At 63.9% G+C, this 15,406-nt stretch carries 13 protein-coding genes; 3 read left to right on the forward strand and 10 right to left on the reverse strand.

From position 1 onward, the window contains the following. The coding region (locus KY084_RS13215) for a glycosyltransferase (protein ID WP_219238953.1) at nt 1–1,186 on the forward strand (1,186 nt) is incomplete at its 5' end. Nucleotides 1,187–1,323: 137 nt separating this feature from the next. Here the strand turns inward: KY084_RS13215 and KY084_RS13220 are convergent. From KY084_RS13220 to KY084_RS13230, 3 genes are read right to left on the reverse strand one after another with little or no spacing between them, the layout of a single operon-like run. Next, the gene (locus tag KY084_RS13220) at nt 1,324–2,115 is read right to left on the reverse strand and encodes a LysR family transcriptional regulator (protein ID WP_219238954.1); all 792 of its coding nucleotides are present in this window, start codon (nt 2,113–2,115) and stop codon (nt 1,324–1,326) included. A gap of 49 nt (nt 2,116–2,164) precedes the next feature. After that, entirely contained in the window at nt 2,165–2,563 is a 399-nt protein-coding gene (gene apaG / locus KY084_RS13225) for a Co2+/Mg2+ efflux protein ApaG (RefSeq protein ID WP_219238955.1), read from the reverse strand. After that, the gene (locus tag KY084_RS13230) at nt 2,560–3,765 is read right to left on the reverse strand and encodes a trans-sulfuration enzyme family protein (RefSeq protein WP_219238956.1); all 1,206 of its coding nucleotides are present in this window, start codon (nt 3,763–3,765) and stop codon (nt 2,560–2,562) included. Before KY084_RS13230 ends, apaG begins: the two co-directional genes overlap by 4 nt. A 100-nt stretch (nt 3,766–3,865) precedes the next feature. Here KY084_RS13230 and KY084_RS13235 point away from each other — a divergent pair, with 100 nt between their 5' ends. Continuing rightward, nucleotides 3,866–5,143, forward strand: a complete 1,278-nt coding sequence (locus KY084_RS13235; protein ID WP_246587135.1) for a phospholipid carrier-dependent glycosyltransferase — start codon at nt 3,866–3,868, stop codon at nt 5,141–5,143. Here the strand turns inward: KY084_RS13235 and KY084_RS13240 are convergent, their stop codons facing one another. The 7 genes from KY084_RS13240 to uvrC form a co-directional block, all read right to left on the reverse strand. Further along, nucleotides 5,144–6,262: a glycosyltransferase family 2 protein gene (locus KY084_RS13240; RefSeq protein ID WP_219238958.1), complete on the reverse strand. Its 1,119-nt coding sequence runs from the start codon at nt 6,260–6,262 to the stop codon at nt 5,144–5,146. It abuts the gene before it with no gap. Further along, the gene (gene leuB / locus KY084_RS13245; protein ID WP_219239028.1) at nt 6,259–7,305 is read right to left on the reverse strand and encodes a 3-isopropylmalate dehydrogenase; all 1,047 of its coding nucleotides are present in this window, start codon (nt 7,303–7,305) and stop codon (nt 6,259–6,261) included. Before leuB ends, KY084_RS13240 begins: the two co-directional genes overlap by 4 nt. Before the next feature lie 51 nt (nt 7,306–7,356). Further along, nucleotides 7,357–8,088 carry a DNA repair protein RecO gene (gene recO / locus KY084_RS13250; RefSeq protein ID WP_219238959.1) on the reverse strand — a complete coding sequence of 244 codons (732 nt, stop codon included), beginning with the start codon at nt 8,086–8,088 and terminating at the stop codon, nt 7,357–7,359. A 57-nt stretch (nt 8,089–8,145) separates the two neighbouring features. Beyond that, nucleotides 8,146–9,063, reverse strand: a complete 918-nt coding sequence (locus KY084_RS13255) for a GNAT family N-acetyltransferase (RefSeq protein WP_219238960.1) — start codon at nt 9,061–9,063, stop codon at nt 8,146–8,148. Continuing rightward, nucleotides 9,060–10,031 carry a polysaccharide deacetylase family protein gene (locus KY084_RS13260; RefSeq protein ID WP_219238961.1) on the reverse strand — a complete coding sequence of 324 codons (972 nt, stop codon included), beginning with the start codon at nt 10,029–10,031 and terminating at the stop codon, nt 9,060–9,062. Before KY084_RS13260 ends, KY084_RS13255 begins: the two co-directional genes overlap by 4 nt. Nucleotides 10,032–10,086: 55 nt before the next feature. Next, complete coding sequence (locus KY084_RS13265) at nt 10,087–12,885, reverse strand: DUF3857 domain-containing protein (protein WP_219238962.1); 2,799 nt, start codon at nt 12,883–12,885, stop codon at nt 10,087–10,089. Nucleotides 12,886–12,960: 75 nt separating this feature from the next. After that, complete coding sequence (gene uvrC, locus KY084_RS13270) at nt 12,961–14,907, reverse strand: excinuclease ABC subunit UvrC (RefSeq protein ID WP_219238963.1); 1,947 nt, start codon at nt 14,905–14,907, stop codon at nt 12,961–12,963. A 156-nt stretch (nt 14,908–15,063) separates the two neighbouring features. Here uvrC and KY084_RS13275 point away from each other — a divergent pair, with 156 nt between their 5' ends. Next, nucleotides 15,064–15,378: a GIY-YIG nuclease family protein gene (locus KY084_RS13275; protein ID WP_219238964.1), complete on the forward strand. Its 315-nt coding sequence runs from the start codon at nt 15,064–15,066 to the stop codon at nt 15,376–15,378. Nucleotides 15,379–15,406 lie beyond the last annotated feature (28 nt).

Here is a 15,406-nt window from a genome sequence, read left to right on the forward strand (position 1 = left end):
TGAGGATATTGCCCTTCCTACGGAGAGAGTTCTGGGAATGCTGTTGATTCTGCTCGCAATTTCCATCGCGACGCTCCTCATCAGCATTCACCCTTTCATCACTTACCCGGTCACCATGTTGCTGTTGCCGCGCAAGGAGACGAAGCCGCAAAATCGTGAATTTCGCCCGTCGCTCGCTCTGTGCATGTCGGTGTTCAATGAAGGCAAGGTGATCACTGCCAAGGTGCGCAACCTGCTTGAAATGAAAGCGGCCTATAGTCCCGCCGCTTCCATCCACATCTATGTCGACGGTGCGGATGACGATACGGCGAGCCAACTGCGCCAGTTCGGAGAAGCGATCGACCTCGTCGTGAGCACCGATCGCAACGGCAAGACCTATGGGTTGAACCTCTTGATGCAGCGTTGTGAATCGGAACTGATGTGCTTCACGGACGGCAATGTCGTCACGCCCGTCGACGGCCTTATCGAACTGGCCAGCCATTTCGCCGATCCGCAAATCGGATGCGTCAGCGGGCGGCTGGATTACAGCAACGCAGGCGAAACCTCGACCAGCGCCGCGGGAACCCTGTACTGGCGTTTCGAAGAAGCGCTCAAGGCGATCGAAAGCACCACCACCGGGGTCATCGGCGTCGATGGCGCCTTTTTCATGATTCGCCGCGCCGCCTATGAACCGGCACCGCCACATCTGATCGACGATCTTTACGTTTCACTTGCGGCGCTTACGCGCGGCTATCGGGTGATCAGCGCCCCCGAAGTCGTCGTGTACGAACGAAGCGCGGTTCGCTGGGAAGAAGAGTTTCGGCGCAAGCGGCGGATCGCGTGTCAGGCGTTCAACGTGCACCGCGCCCTGTGGCCGCGCCTGCGCAAACTGCCCGCCGTCACGTTTTATGGGTATGTTTCGCACCGGCTGCTCAAATGGCTTTCGCCCTTCTTTGCGCTCGCTGGAATCTTGACGGGCGCGCTTGCAGTCTATCTTGCCATAAGCACGACCAAATTTGTCCTGTTGTGTTCGGCTGCAATCGCGATTCTGGCATTCTGTCTGCTGATCAGGGCTCGCCCGCTGCTAATCGTGTTCAGCGGCCTGACGAGCCTTGCCGGCGTTGCCATGGGTGTGCTCGATTCGATCTTCTCCAACCGGACCTATACGGTCTGGACCCCGGCAATGTCGGTGCGTCCCGGCGACTGAACCAGGACAGATGCGGTCATGAGCGGGCGGCTTCATCACTAGACGCCCATCCGCGCACAGGTCTCCTAAAATGCGTGAACATCGGAAAGCGCAAAAAGCGCCATTTTCCGGGCATCAGAGCAGAATTTCGACGCATCCTAGCCGGCCAGCGTGTCGACCAGCGCCTTCACCTTGGCCTGGCGCCATTGCGGCAGGGGCGCGACCAGCCAATAGCCGAAGCGCGCGGCCTTTGCCTCCCCCACCATCGCAACGCGATTGGCGGCGATATCGGCGCGGGCGAGCAATTCGGGAACCGTGGCGCGGCCAAGGCCGGACGCAGCCGCTTCGATCGCCAGCCCGGCATCACCGACGCGCACCAGCGAATGGGCATCCTCGCTGAGGCAGCCGGGCCAGGAAATGCGCATGTCCGCGCCGCCGCCCGGGCGTTCTACGGTAACCATGCCGTCCGATTCGAGCGCCTCGCCTTCATGATCGCCGGGCCCATCGCCCCAGCGGATGGCGAGATCGAGATTGGCCTCGGTAAAATCGACGATATCGTCGGCGGGAATTACGGCGAAGCGAAATTCGCCGTCAGCAGCGGATATTTCGGCGAGCCGGGGCATCAGCCATTTGCCCGACAGGTCGCGCGGCGCAGCGATGGTCAACGATTTCGACGACTGGCCCGCCTGCATTGCACGCACCGCGTCTTCGAACTGCAGGAAGCCGGTACGCAGCGCGTCGAGTCCTGCCTCCCCCTCCTGAGTCAGTTCCAGTCCGCGCGTGGTGCGGCGGAACAGGACCACACCCAGCGTATCCTCGAGCGCGCGAATCTGCTGCCCGACAGCCGCCGGGGTGACCGCGAGTTCGTCGGCGGCGCGGGTGAAGGAAAGGTGACGGGCGGCAGCGTCGAGCACGCGAAGGCCGTTAAGCGGAAGATGGGTGCGTTTCATTTCAGCGCATATCCACCGTTCGTTTCGAACCGAATGTTCCCACGCCCGGTCATTGCGCGGTCGCCGGCGCGATCAGCGCGAATTTGGGGATGGCGACATCCAGTTGCTCGCCGCTTTCGTCGATCATCCGATAGCTGCCCTCCATCGATCCGGTGGGCGTCGACAGCGGGCAACCCGAAACATAGTCGAAGCTGTCGCCCGGTTCGATCAGCGGCTGTTCGCCGACAACGCCCTCCCCCTCGACCGAATGGCGCGCGCCGCGCCCATCGGTGATAATCCACATGCGGCTGAGCAGTTGCACCGAGGTGTCGCCGTGATTTTCGATCCGGATATGATAGGCCCAGAACCAGCGGCCGCGCTGCGGATCGGATTGTTCGGGCAGATAGCTGACCGACACCAATACGGCGAGGTCGCCCGTTTCGGCCCGATATCCGAACAGTCCCTTCACAATCCCGCCTTTGTCAGCGCCTGATCGATATCCTCGATCAAATCCTGCGGGTCTTCCAGCCCGACATTGAAGCGAAGCATCCCTTCCGAAATTCCCATTTCAATGCGCTTGTCCTCTGCCACACCCGAATGGGTGGTGGAGGCGGGATGAGTCATCAGCGATCGCGAATCGCCGATATTGTTCGATATATCGATAAGCTGGAGCGCATCGAGCAACGCATGCGCCTGTTTGCGGTCCGCCACCTCGAACGAGAAGATCGATCCGCACGCCGCCATCTGCGCCATGGCGAGATCGTGCTGTGGATGGCTTTTCAGGCCGGGATGAAGGATGCGCGGCACGCGGGTTTCGAGGAACTCCCCGACTTTCAGCGAATTTTCGCTTTGCCGACGAATGCGCAGGTCCAGCGTTTCCAGCCCCTTGAGCACCACCCAGGCGTTGAACGCGCTCAGCGTCGGGCCGGTATTGCGATGGAAGGGAAGCAGAACGTCGTTGATGAAGCTTTCCGATCCACACACTGCGCCTGCAAGCACGCGGCCCTGCCCGTCCATCATCTTCGTCGCCGAATAGGCAACCACATCCGCACCGAATTCCATCGGCCGCTGAAGCGCTGAGGTGGCAAAGGCATTGTCGACCACGGTCAGCAGGCCGTTTTCCTTCGCAATGTCGCACACCGCCTTCAGATCGACGATATCCATCGTCGGATTGGCGGGGGTTTCGAAGAAGAACAGCTTCGTTTCAGGACGGATCGCGTCCTTGAACGCCTGCGGATCGCGGGCGTCGACATTGGTCGCCGAAATGCCGAATTTGGGCAGCAGCGTATCGGTGAGCCAGCGGCAGGAACCGAACAGTGCGCGCCCCGCGACAATGTGATCGCCGGTTTCGAGCTGGCACAACAACGCCGCCGTCATCGCCGCCATGCCGCTTGCCGTGGCGCGGCACGCATCCGCCCCCTCCATCAACGCGATACGCTGTTCCAGCATCTCCACCGTGGGATTCTGCAGGCGCGAATAGGTCATCCCCTGCTGATCGCCCGCGAAACGCGCAGCGGCGTCGCCCGCGCAGTCATAGGCATAGCCCGAGGTGAGGAACATCGCCTCCGATGTTTCGCCCCATTCGCTGCGGGCGGTGCCGCCGCGCACGGCTTGAGTCGCGGGGCGCCAATGGCGGGTGATGCTGCGGTCTTGGCCGGTATTGCGCTTCATGGGGCACGCTTTGCAGGGTTTGCGCTGCTCTCGTCAATATCATCGGACGATGGCGGGGGGCGGATAAAGCCGCTACAGCCCGCTTCCAATGCTGAACCGATTGCGCGAGCACCCGTTTCTGACCGCCCTGTTGCTGGGGCTTGCCGCACAAATCCTGTTCCTCATCAATCTGGGCCACCCGGCGAAACTGATGTTCGACGAGGTGCATTATGTTCCTGCGGCGCGGGTCTTGCTGACGCTCGACCATGCGGTGAACCAGGAACATCCGCTGCTGGCGAAGGAAATCATCGCGGCGGGAATCGCGCTGTTCGGCGACAATCCGATCGGCTGGCGGCTGTTTTCGGCGATCGCGGGTGCGGCAACGGTCAGCGGCGTATTCGCGATACTGTGGCAGCTTTGCCGCGACTGGCGGGCGGGCGTGCTGGGAGCGGTGCTGGCGATCGTCAACCAGATGATATTCGTGCAAGCGCGAATCGGGATGCTCGACGGCTTTCTGGGCATGTTCGTGGTACTCGCCATCGCCGCGATGCTGTGGGCGATGCGCGGCCCGGCACGCAGCGTTCCCGGGCGGCTGATCGTAACGGCGGTGCTGCTGGGGCTGGGCGTGGCGGTGAAGTGGACGGCGGTGCCCTATGTCGCTTTTGCGGGAATGACGCTGTTGTTCGTGCGGATGCGCGATGCACGGGTTGCCGGGCGGCCGCTGACAACCGCACTGGGTGACGCAGGACAGCGGCACTGGGCGGGAATTGGCGTGGTGCCCGCGCTGCTGATCCTCGGGCTGGTGAGCATCACGGTCTATTTCGCGACGTTCCTGCCTGCTTTTTTCTACGCCCATGACGCGCTGACGCTTCGCAAGCTGATCCCGTACCAGTTCGATATGTGGGCGCTTCAGACGCAGGTGCTGCCAGCGCATCCCTATCAATCGGACTGGTGGGGCTGGCCGATCATCGCGCGGCCGATCTGGTATTTCTACGAACCCGATATGGGTGTGTGGCGCGGGGTGCTGCTGATCGGCAATCCGGTGGTGATGTGGGGCGGGCTGATCGGCGTGGCGGCGTGCCTGATCGGCTGGTGGCGAACGCGGTCGGGCGAAGCGCTGGGCGCGGCGGGATTGTGGATCGGATCGCTCGCCATCTGGGCCATCATCCCAAAATCGCTGGGCTTTTATTATTATTACTATCTATCGAGCATCTTCCTTTGCGTCGCGCTGCCAGTGTCGTGCCGGCTGTATGCGCGCGGACGATGGCGACATGCGGGATGGTGGTACGCGCTGGCGGCAATCGCCATGTTCGCGTATTTCTACCCCATCATCGCGGCGATGCCGCTGACCGGGCAGCAATCCTTCACCCACTGGACCTGGTTCGTCGCCTGGCGGTGATCAGGCCGCGCCACGGCGGCCATACCGGCCCCAGGTGAAGCGCGAGGACAGCGCGAAGTTCCACACCGCGGCAACCACCACGCCGACCAGCGCGCTGCCCGCCCATGACCCGTTCTGGACATCGTGCAGAAACGCGGCGACGCCGACATTGGCGACCGCGCCGAGCGAACACACCACGCAGAACGATACCCAGCCATCGACAAGCTGGCGCATCCCGCGCAGTCGCTGGTCGCGATAGGTGAGCGCGTTGTTGAGGAAGAAGTTGAACGTCATCGCAGCCACGGTGGCGAATATGGTGGCGGTAAGGAATTCGACGCCTGCCAGCCGGAACAGCAGCGCAAGCACCGCCATGTGCACCGCCGCACCCATCGCGCCCACCGCGGAGAACATGGCGAAACGCACCGGCACATAGCGCCCGAAACTGCGATCATACAGCGCGATGAGATATTCGAGCGCGACGACATGGTCGAGCTTGCTCTCCCCCACCGCACGCGTTCGAAAGACATAGGGAAGTTCACTGAAGGCAAGCGGACGCGGGCTGGCCGTCATGATGTCGAGCAGGATTTTGAACCCGATTCCCGACAGCCGGGGGACGAGGTCGCGAACAAGCTGGCTGCGGATCATGAAAAAGCCGCTCATCGGGTCGGACAGATCGGCGCGCAGCACGGCGCGGGCAAGCTTTGTCGCAAAGGCCGATTTCGCCACCCGGTCGCGATCCCATTCGCCGGTCGAGCCGCCCGCCACAAAACGCGATCCGATGACGACGTCGAGCGCCGGATCGGCCTCCAGCGCGTCAGCCATCCTGGGGAGCAGCGTTTCGTCATGTTGAAGGTCGCCGTCGATCACCGCGACCAGCGGGGCGGCAGTGGCGCACATCCCCTCGATACAGGCGGTGGAAAGCCCGCGTCGCCCGATCCGCTGGATCACCCGGACGCGCGGATCGGTGCGGCCAAGCTCGCGCGCGGCGTCGGCGGTGCCGTCGGGGCTGTCGTCATCGACGAAGATCGCTTCCCACCGCCGTCCGGCAAGCGCGGCATCGATTCCCTCGATGAGCCGGGCGACGTTCGCGCATTCGTTGAACACGGGAATGACGACCGCCAGCTCCAAAGGGCGTGTCACGCAAGCGCCCCGAGCACCGCGTCGGCCATCGCGCCCGTAGACAGCGTGCCCCCCAGATCGGCGGTCCGCGCGCCGTCGGCGATCGCCTTCGCCACCGCCGCCTCGATCCGGTCTGCGGCATCGGTCATGCCCAGCGAATAGCGAAGCAGCATCGCCGCCGAAAGGATCGCTGCGCACGGATTAGCCTTGCCCTGTCCGGCGATGTCGGGCGCGCTGCCGTGAATCGGTTCGTACATGCCAAGGCCGCCCTCCCCCGCGAGCGAGGCCGAGGGGAGCATCCCGATCGATCCGGCGCACATGCTCGCCTGATCGGACAGGATGTCGCCGAACAGGTTTCCGGTGACGATTACATCGAACTGGCCCGGATCGCGGACAAGCTGCATCGCGGCATTGTCGACATACATATGGCTCAACGAAACATCGGGATACTCAGCCGAAATTTCGATCACCACATCGCGCCAGAGCTGAGAGGTTTCAAGGACATTGGCCTTGTCCACCGAACATAGCAGCCCTTTGCGACGCTTCGCGGTTTCGAAACCGACGCGCGCGATGCGGGCGACCTCCGCTTCGTCATAGCGCATCAGGTCATGCCCTTCGCGAAGGCCCGCATCGGTGGTCCCCTGCCCCTTTTCCCCGAAATAGACATCGCCGGTGAGTTCGCGCACGATCATCACGTCGATGCTGCGCGCGATTTCGGGGCGGAGCGAGGACGCTTCCTCAAGCCCCGCGAACAGCTTTGCCGGGCGCAGATTGGCGAAAAGCCCAAGTTCCTTGCGGATGCCGAGCAGCGCCGCTTCGGGACGCAACGAACGTTCGAGCGATTCGAATTCGGGATCGCCAATCGCGCCGAACAGCACCGCGTCCGACCGTTTGGCGAGCGCCAGCGTGGCGTCGGGCAGCGGATGGCCGGTTTCGCGATACGCAGCGCCGCCGACGGACGCTTCCTCAAAGTCGAAATCGCCGACCTGTTCGAGAACGCGACGCGCCTCTCGCGTGACTTCGGGGCCGATCCCGTCACCGGGCAAAATCGCGATCAACGCCATCACCATCTCCGCTGCTTGCTTACGCGCGCCGATGTGCCCGCGCAGGGACGATCACGCAACCGCCCTTTTCAGCCGTTCGACCAGCCGTTCGCGCGCGCCCGGCACATCGCGGCGCCGGTCGATCAGCAAGTCACGCGCAAGGAAATGGCCGGTAAGCGCAAGCCCGTCCAATATGTCCAGCCATATTGCCGGGCCGCCTTCGGTCAAAAATGCGGGCAGGCGCAGCAATCGGTCTTCATATCCTTGCGCGCCAGCGCCACTGACCGCACGGCCGCTTTTGGGGCTGACATATATCAGCTTGTCGGCCCGACCGGTTACCGCACATGTCGACAGGTCCAGTCCAAAACCCATCGCGGCGAGCATCAGCAATTCATAGCGCACCAGCGCCGCCGCCCATCCGCGCGCGCTGGGCGCTGCAGCGATCGCGGCGATGACGCCATCGAGCGCGGCGTAAAGCTGTGGATAGGGCTGTCCTTCGGGCAGCGTCGCGGCGGTGAGTACGCTGACCCAATCGAGCGCTGCCGCCGCGAGCGGTTCGCCATAAAGCGGCGCGCGGCTGTCGGTCAGTTCGACGGTCAGCTCGGCAAGCGCGCCTTCGGTGCGTGCGCGCCATTCACCGACCACCGCATTGGCCGGTTGCAAGACCGGACGCAGGCGGCGCGAATGGCCGCCGCGAACATAGCCCGCCTGCACGCCCGCCCGTTCGGTCAGGGCGCGCACGATCGCGCCATGTTCGCCATGGCTGCGAACCGACAGGATGATGGCGGGGGCGCGAAGCTGCATATCGGTTCGTTCTAGGGCGAAATCGCGAGCGGGGAAATTACTCGCGCGCGGTCGATTTCAGCCGCGCCGGATGCGCTTTGCCAGCGAGCCGAGCGGCGTCGCTTCGATCCATTTCTTGACCGCACCGACGCCATGGTCGAACCCGCCCAGCGCAGCGATGAGCGCCCGGTTCGGAAACGAACCGCGGAGCAGCAGCAGGTCGAGACAATCGATGCCGCTGCTCGCCATCTGCCGCTTGTGCTGTCCCTCGCCCTCGGTAAAATCAAAGCGGCGGAAGCTGTCTTCGGCAAAAAGCTGTTCGAACGCCGCGAATTGCAGGACCATGCCGGGCGACAGCGCACTGAACGCCGGATCATGCCCGACATATTCGTAAATCAGCGTGTCGCCACGGACGGGACAATAAAGATACGCCGCCGGTTCGCCATCGATATACAGCAGCCAGCCGCGCACCTGGTCGGCGGCGGCGAGGCGCGCCATTTGGTCGGTAAAGGCGCTGTGGCCGGGAATCCCCGCCCCCATGAGCAGTTCCTGATAGGTCTTAGCCGCGACCCCGCGCGCGATTGTATGGAATGCCGCCATCTCGTCAGGGGTGCGGCAGGCGCGGATATCGGGCGCGCCGCCCGACCGCGCGGCAAGCCGCTTCGTCTTTCGCCGCAATTGCGAGCGGACATTCGCCGACAACCCGGCGAGCCAGGCATCGAAGCCGATGGTGAGATCGACATGATAGCGGACATAGCGCTGGCGGATAAAGGCGATGTCGCCCGACCGGGCGGCGGTAAGCGCGAGCAAGCGGTCGGCGGGGAGCGACGTCACAAGATAGCCGTGCGCGTCGCCGGGAAGCGGGGGGAGCACGGGTGCCCGGTCGTTCAGTACATCGTCCAGCGACAGAGCCACCCGCACCAGCGTGCGCTCAAGGCTGAAGAGCGTCCTCGCCCCCACCTGAAACCGCAGCGGCAGCGGGGCCGCAGGGCTCATGCCGCGCGTTCCTCTACCAAGTTCGACCATAGCTGCTGCACCTGACGCAGCCCGGTGCGCAGCAGGCTGGGCGCGAGCGGTTCGTCCCCGCCTTCGACCGATGGATCGGCGAGCGTCAGATCGGGACGTTCCGAAAACCAGCGCGTCGGCGCGATGTCGGCGCGCTCTTCCAGCATCCCGCACAGCGATTCGAACCGGCCGACATGAATGCCGTTCGCCTGCGTTCCGTCGCGATTGGCAAGTTCGAAACCATGGCTGACGATCGTGACGACAGCATGGTCGTTCGTCGCGGCATGATCGAGCGCAGCGGCCATTTCGGCGGCCGAAAGCGCGCAAATCTGAAAATGGCGAAGCCTTCCGGGCAGGTCCTCGATCACCGTGACCGGCACTTCGATCACGCCGCGATGCGCGACCGGCGCGATCTGGCGCGGCGGCAGGTCGATCGCGCTGGGATCGGGATGGTCGCTGCCATTGTGCGAACTGTCGTAGAGGAAACCGAGATCGGCGAGCGCATCGAGCGTGCTGCCGTTCGCGGCATAGCTTCCCGCCCGGAACGCCACCGGCCGGGGCGCGCCAGCCGCCATCAGCAGTTCGCGGGCCTGCCCGATCAGATCGCACTGCGCCTGCCGGTCATATTCGCTGAGCGCGAAGCCGCCATGCGACGCGCCGCCATCGCCCGCACGCGCGCCTGCCCAATTGGGGTGAAGGTGAAGCTGCACCCGCTGCCCCGCCTCCAATATCTCCCCCACGATCCGCCGAAACGGATCAAGGCCGAAGACAAGCGCCGGCATGGGATCGACGAAGAACACCGCCTTCAGGCGATGCGCAGCAAGACGCCGTAATTGCCAGCCGATACCGACGCCCGCCGGTTGAAACGACCGGCGGACGATTTCATCGGGCGTCAGTCCTTCGACATGGTGTCGCCAGGCAAATTCGGTATCGACCGTCAGGAATACGGATGTCGCCATGGCTTCGCCCTAGGAACGAGCCGTGAATATTTGGCAAATATTCCGCGCGAGGCGATTACGGTTTTATTCCGTAGCGGGCATAATCCTTGTCGATAGTCGGCTGGGCAGCGCGCGCGGCGGCAAGATCGGACGCAGCAGCCTTTTTGTCGCCCATCCGTTCGTGGATGATTCCGCGCATGAACATGCTGGCCGGGCGGCCCGGTGCGATGTCGAGCGCGGCGTTGAGGTCGGCGAGCGCGTCGTCCATCCGGCCCATGCGGAAATACACCATTGCGCGGCTGTCCAGCGCGGCCGAGGGCTGATCGTCCAATTCGATCGATTTGGTGCAATCCTTCAACGCGCTGGCCAGTTCGACGTTCATCGTCCCCTTGATCCAGCAGCGCTGATTGAACAGCACCGGGCGGCCGGGATGTTCGTCAAGCGCGGTGTCGATCGTGGCGATCGCTTCCTTCGCCTTGCCTTCGCGGCTCAGCAGGTCGCTCTTCACAATCATCAGCGGCTGGCGGTCGTCGCCGCCCAGCGCGATGCGTTCGGACACCAGGTCGAGCCCCTTTTGCGGATCGCCGGTTTCGGCATAGAGCGTCGCCAGCTGCGCCAGCACGCCGGTCGAGCCGGGGTCGAGCTTGCGTGCGGCTTCCGCATCGGCGAGCGCCTTGTCATCCGCGCCGATCGTGTGGAGCAGCCCCGCACGCCACAGATAGCGATCCGATGTGGGTTCAAGGTCGATGGCATGGTCCAGATCGGCGATCGCGCCCTGCCAGTCGTAAATCGCGCCCAGAAAATGCGCGCGCGCCGCATAGTGAGAGGCATCGTCGGGATTATCGGCGATCACCTTCGCATAGGTATCGAGGATCGGCTTGAACCGCCCGTCCTTCCTGCCGCTGCGGATCATTTCCCATGGCGCGGGATAGTCCGCCGGCGCGACCGCTTCGAGCATGCGCGATTTGGCGAGCGCCACCGCCGCGCGGACATCGGCGAACTGGTCGGGCGCGATCTCCCCGCCGCGCGACAGGACGCTGTCTTCGATGGTCAGCACGCCGTCGGACACGTTGACATCGCGTTTCAGCCGGTAGCCGGCGAGCGTTTCGGGAAGTTTGCTGTCGCCCTCCAGCGTCACCCCCTTCGCTTCGGCCGGCAGTTCGATCCGGGTGCGCACCACCTGACCGCCCGGCGCCTTCAGCTGCACCGGAATTTTGCGCCACGCCTGCTTCGCGCGGTCGGGATCGAAATCAATCTCGTTCACCGCATGGTCGAGCGACATGCGATAACGGTCATTCTGCTTTTCCCATCCCGTCGCGGCCAGGCCTTTCGCATGCAGGATCACCGTTCCGGCATCGCCTTCGGGGCGTTCGAGCGATTTGGTCGCGAGCAGCGAATCGCCCACCGCCGCGCCAACCGAGCGGTTTACGAGCTGGCGTTTCTGTTCGTCATCGCCCTGCGACCAGGCGGTCGAGACGAGTTCGGCGGTCGGCCCGCGAAAGGTGATCGCGACATCGTACAGCGCGGGGAAGTCCAGCCCCGCACGCTCGTCCAGCGTCACATCGACCTTCAGGTCTGGCTGCGCGGGATAGCGCATATCGATCTTTTGCAGCGCCGCGCCCGACGCCTGTACCGGAAGCACCGTGCCGAAATCGGGGGTGTCCGCGATGTCGACCAGCCGGTCGCCGCTCTTCGTCCCGTCTAGCCACAGCGTCTCTCCGCCCACCTTCGCGCGGACCAGCACATGGTTGAACGCCGCCGCGCTGGGCAACCGCTCGGGCACAAGGTCGCCCAGTTCGGTGCTCGCCAGAACCGGTTGTGATTCGATATCGAGTTCGTGAAGCAGCGCGAGCAGCAGCAGCGTCTTCGCCTTGCAATCGCCATAGCGCAGCCGCCAGGTGTCTGACGGCGATTGCGGATCGTAATTGCCGCCATCCATACCGTTGAACAGGTAACGCACCTTGTCCTGCACCAGCCGCAGCGCCATCGCCGCGCGGGTTTTCGGATCGCTGCTCGCCGCCTTGATCCGCGCCACCTCGGCGGCAAGCGGGCTGCCCGGCGCGATCGTGCCCTTCGTCGCGTACAGCGGCGCCATCACCGCCGATACCTGTGCCCAGCTGTCAAAGGTCGAAGCCTCCAGCAGCGAAAGCGGCTGGAAGCGTTTGGGCGCGTCGGCGGGCATGTCGTCGGGCTTCGCCAGTGGCAGCTTGATTTCCAGCGTGCGATAGCCGTTCTTCGTCACCGGCTGCGCATCGATGTCGCGATAGGATTTCCAGCGCAGGTCCAGCCCCTCGGGCCAGCTCAGGATCGCACGGCCGAACCGCGCGCGCATCGGCAGCGACATCAACGGCATCAGCGTCTGGGCATTGCCCTGAAGCGCCGGGTCCTTGCGCGTGGTGGAAGCGGTGACGTGCAGCACATCGCCGACACGAAGCCCCTCCGCCTGCAAGGTGGCGGTCAGGATGCCGTTGAGCTGAAGCTGCTCCAGCGCCTCTTCACGGCGGAGCACGGTGAACTTAGCGCCCTTGGCCAGCAGGTCGATATGCTGGTCGCCGCGAATGATCTCGACGCCATGGATGATCAGGTCGCCCCCATCGGGTTGCCATGGCAGTGTGAGCGTGCCCGCCTGCGCCAGCATCTGACCGTTGGCGATGCGGATCGCGTTGTCCGAATAGGTCCATACGCGGCCATCCTCGACCCGTTGCTGCTGGTCGTAGCGCAGGAAGATGGGGGAGGAATCGTCGAGGTCGCTCGCATCGATCGGCGGAGCGGACGCGACCCAGTCGGGGGCGGGCTTGTAAAGCGGCGTGGTACCGGCATGGGCGACGGCAGGTGCAAGCAGAACAACGGAAGCGGCAAACGCGCGCGGGATCATCAGGCCCCCAGGGGTGAAATTTCTTTGTGTTTCGTAGCCTAGCGACTGACCGCGGCGCCGCAAAGAGCGCACGGCCTATCGCGCGTGATAAAAATCGTACACCGTCCGGGCGACGCCCTTGCTCACCCCCGGCGCGCGCTGCAAATCCTCCAGGCTGGCGTTGCGCACCGCGCGCGCGGTGCCGAAATGCATCAGCAGCGCCTTTTTGCGCGACGGGCCGATACCCGGCACGTCGTCGAGCGGGCTTGCGCCCATCGCCTTTGCCCGTTTCTGCCGATGCGCGCCGATGGCGAAGCGGTGCACTTCGTCGCGCAACCGCTGCAAATAGAAAAGCGTCGGCGAATTGACCGGCAGGGTAAATTCGCGCCCGTCCATCATGTGGAACACCTCGCGCCCCTCGCGCCCGTGATGCGGCCCCTTCGCCACGCCGACCATGCACACATCCTCGATGCCGAGGTCCTCCAGCACCTCCATTGCGGTCGAAAGCTGGCCCTTGCCGCCGTCGAGCAGGACGAGGTCGGGCCAGTCGCCGCGATCGCGGTCCGGGTCCTCCGACTGCGCGCGCGCGAACCTGCGGGTGAGCACTTCGCGCATCATCGCATAATCGTCGCCCGGCGCGGTCTCCTTCCGCTTGATGTTGAACTTGCGATACTGGTTCTTGCGATACCCTTCCGGCCCCGCGACAATCATCGCGCCCAGCGCGTTCGTCCCCTGAATATGGCTGTTGTCATAGACTTCGATCCGGTCTGGCGGTCCGTCGAGTTCGAACAGGTCGGCGACCTCGCGCAGCAGCTTTGCCTGCGTCGTCGATTCGGCGAGACGGCGTTCGAGCGCTTCGATGGCGTTGCGCTTTGCCTGCTCGATCAGGCGGCGGCGGTCGCCGCGCTGCGGCACGCTGATCGCCACGCGGTGCCCGGCGCGTTCGCCCAGCGCTTCGGCGAGCAGCGCGCTTTCGCCAAGATCGCGATCGACGAAGATGTTTTTGGGTGGCGGCACCTCTTCGTAAAACTGGACGAGGAAACTTTGCAGCACCTCGTCTTCGGGCACATCGTTTGTGTGCTGTGGAAAGAAGCTGCGATGGCCCCAATTCTGCCCGCCGCGAATGAAAAAAGCCTGGATGCCGATCACGCCTTCCTTGCACGCGAGCGCGAAGATGTCGGCATCGCCCACGCCTTCGGCATTGATAGCCTGAGTCCCCTGAATGAAGGTGAGCGCGCGGAGGCGATCGCGAAGGAGCGCGGCATGTTCGAAATCGAGCCGTGCGCTCGCTTCCTCCATCTGCACACCCAGCTTTTCCTGCACCCGCGTCGATTTGCCGGCGAGGAACTCCTTCGCATCGGCCACCAGCTCGGCATAGCCCGCTTCGTCGATTCGCCCGACGCATGGCGCCGAACAGCGCTTGATTTGATAGAGCAGGCACGGCCGGTCGCGATTGTTGAAGAAACTGTCGGTGCAGCTTCGCAGCAGGAACAGTTTCTGCAACGCGTTCAGCGTGTTGTTGACGCTGCCCGCGCTGGCGAAGGGGCCGTAATAATTGCCCTTCGCCCGCCGCGCCCCGCGATGTTTCTGGATGCGCGGAAAATCATGATCCGCGCGCAGCAGGATGAAGGGAAAGCTTTTGTCGTCGCGCAGCAGCACGTTGTAGGCGGGGCGATAGCGTTTGATGAGCTGCGCTTCGAGCAGCAGCGCTTCCGCCTCGTTATTCGTCGTGACGATTGTCATGCCGCGCGTCTGCGCAACCATGCGCTGCAACCGCTTCGACAGCCGCGCCACCTGCGTATAGTTGGTGACGCGATTCTTCAGCGCGCGCGCCTTACCCACATACAGCACTTCGCCGCGCGAATCCTGCATCCGATACACGCCGGGCCGCGCTGGCAGCGTCGCCAGCACATTGCGGATCGCCGCGACCCCGGTTTCCAGGTCGGGCTTGTCCGCACCGCGCACCGTATAGGTCTGCGCTTCTTCGTTGAAACGCGATGCGGCGTTGGGCTGATCGGGACGGTCGGCTTTGCTGGGGGGCATTGGGCGTATCTAGGGCGCGCGGGCGCGAAATTCGAGACGGGTTCGCGCGGCGCGGCGGTTATTGGACAGCGAACTGTTACCTAATGGGATGGCATCCTCTCCGTCGTCATCCCAGCGAAAGCTGGGATCGCTTTCAGGATTGACTACCGCGTTTGGATGGGCGGCTGGGTCTACATACTCACGAACAGGCGCTGCGGCGTTATTTATATCGGCGTGACCGCAAATCTGGTCGCGCGGATTGCACAGCATCGCGCCGGCCAGGGTTCGGCATTTTGTCGCCGTTACGGGTTGACGCGACTTGTACTTGCAGAGTGGCATGAAACAATGATCGAAGCGATCGCGCGGGAAAAGGCGATGAAAGCCTGGAAACGCGCATGGAAGATCGAACGGATCGAAAAAGATAATCCGCAATGGCACGATCTGTTCGACAGCTCTTCGGGATTATGCCGTTCCCAGCTTTCGCTGGGATGACGTCAGGGGAGTGTAGGGCGACGCCCCC

Origin of the sequence: Stakelama flava, from assembly GCF_019351405.1 — a bacterium.
Classification (GTDB): Bacteria; Pseudomonadota; Alphaproteobacteria; order Sphingomonadales; family Sphingomonadaceae; genus Sphingomonas; species Sphingomonas flava_A.

What these genes read in the sequence shown, in the direction of transcription:
- KY084_RS13220 (WP_219238954.1), bottom strand. Translation starts at nt 2,115, where the DNA reads ATGAAACGCACCCATCTTCCGCTTAACGGCCTTCGCGTGCTCGACGCT.
- KY084_RS13230 (WP_219238956.1), bottom strand. Translation starts at nt 3,765, where the DNA reads ATGAAGCGCAATACCGGCCAAGACCGCAGCATCACCCGCCATTGGCGC.
- leuB (WP_219239028.1), bottom strand. Translation starts at nt 7,305, where the DNA reads ATGGCGTTGATCGCGATTTTGCCCGGTGACGGGATCGGCCCCGAAGTC.
- recO (WP_219238959.1), bottom strand. Translation starts at nt 8,088, where the DNA reads ATGCAGCTTCGCGCCCCCGCCATCATCCTGTCGGTTCGCAGCCATGGC.
- KY084_RS13255 (WP_219238960.1), bottom strand. Translation starts at nt 9,063, where the DNA reads ATGAGCCCTGCGGCCCCGCTGCCGCTGCGGTTTCAGGTGGGGGCGAGG.
- KY084_RS13260 (WP_219238961.1), bottom strand. Translation starts at nt 10,031, where the DNA reads ATGGCGACATCCGTATTCCTGACGGTCGATACCGAATTTGCCTGGCGA.
- KY084_RS13265 (WP_219238962.1), bottom strand. Translation starts at nt 12,885, where the DNA reads ATGATCCCGCGCGCGTTTGCCGCTTCCGTTGTTCTGCTTGCACCTGCC.
- uvrC (WP_219238963.1), bottom strand. Translation starts at nt 14,907, where the DNA reads ATGCCCCCCAGCAAAGCCGACCGTCCCGATCAGCCCAACGCCGCATCG.
- KY084_RS13275 (WP_219238964.1), top strand. Translation starts at nt 15,064, where the DNA reads ATGGGCGGCTGGGTCTACATACTCACGAACAGGCGCTGCGGCGTTATT.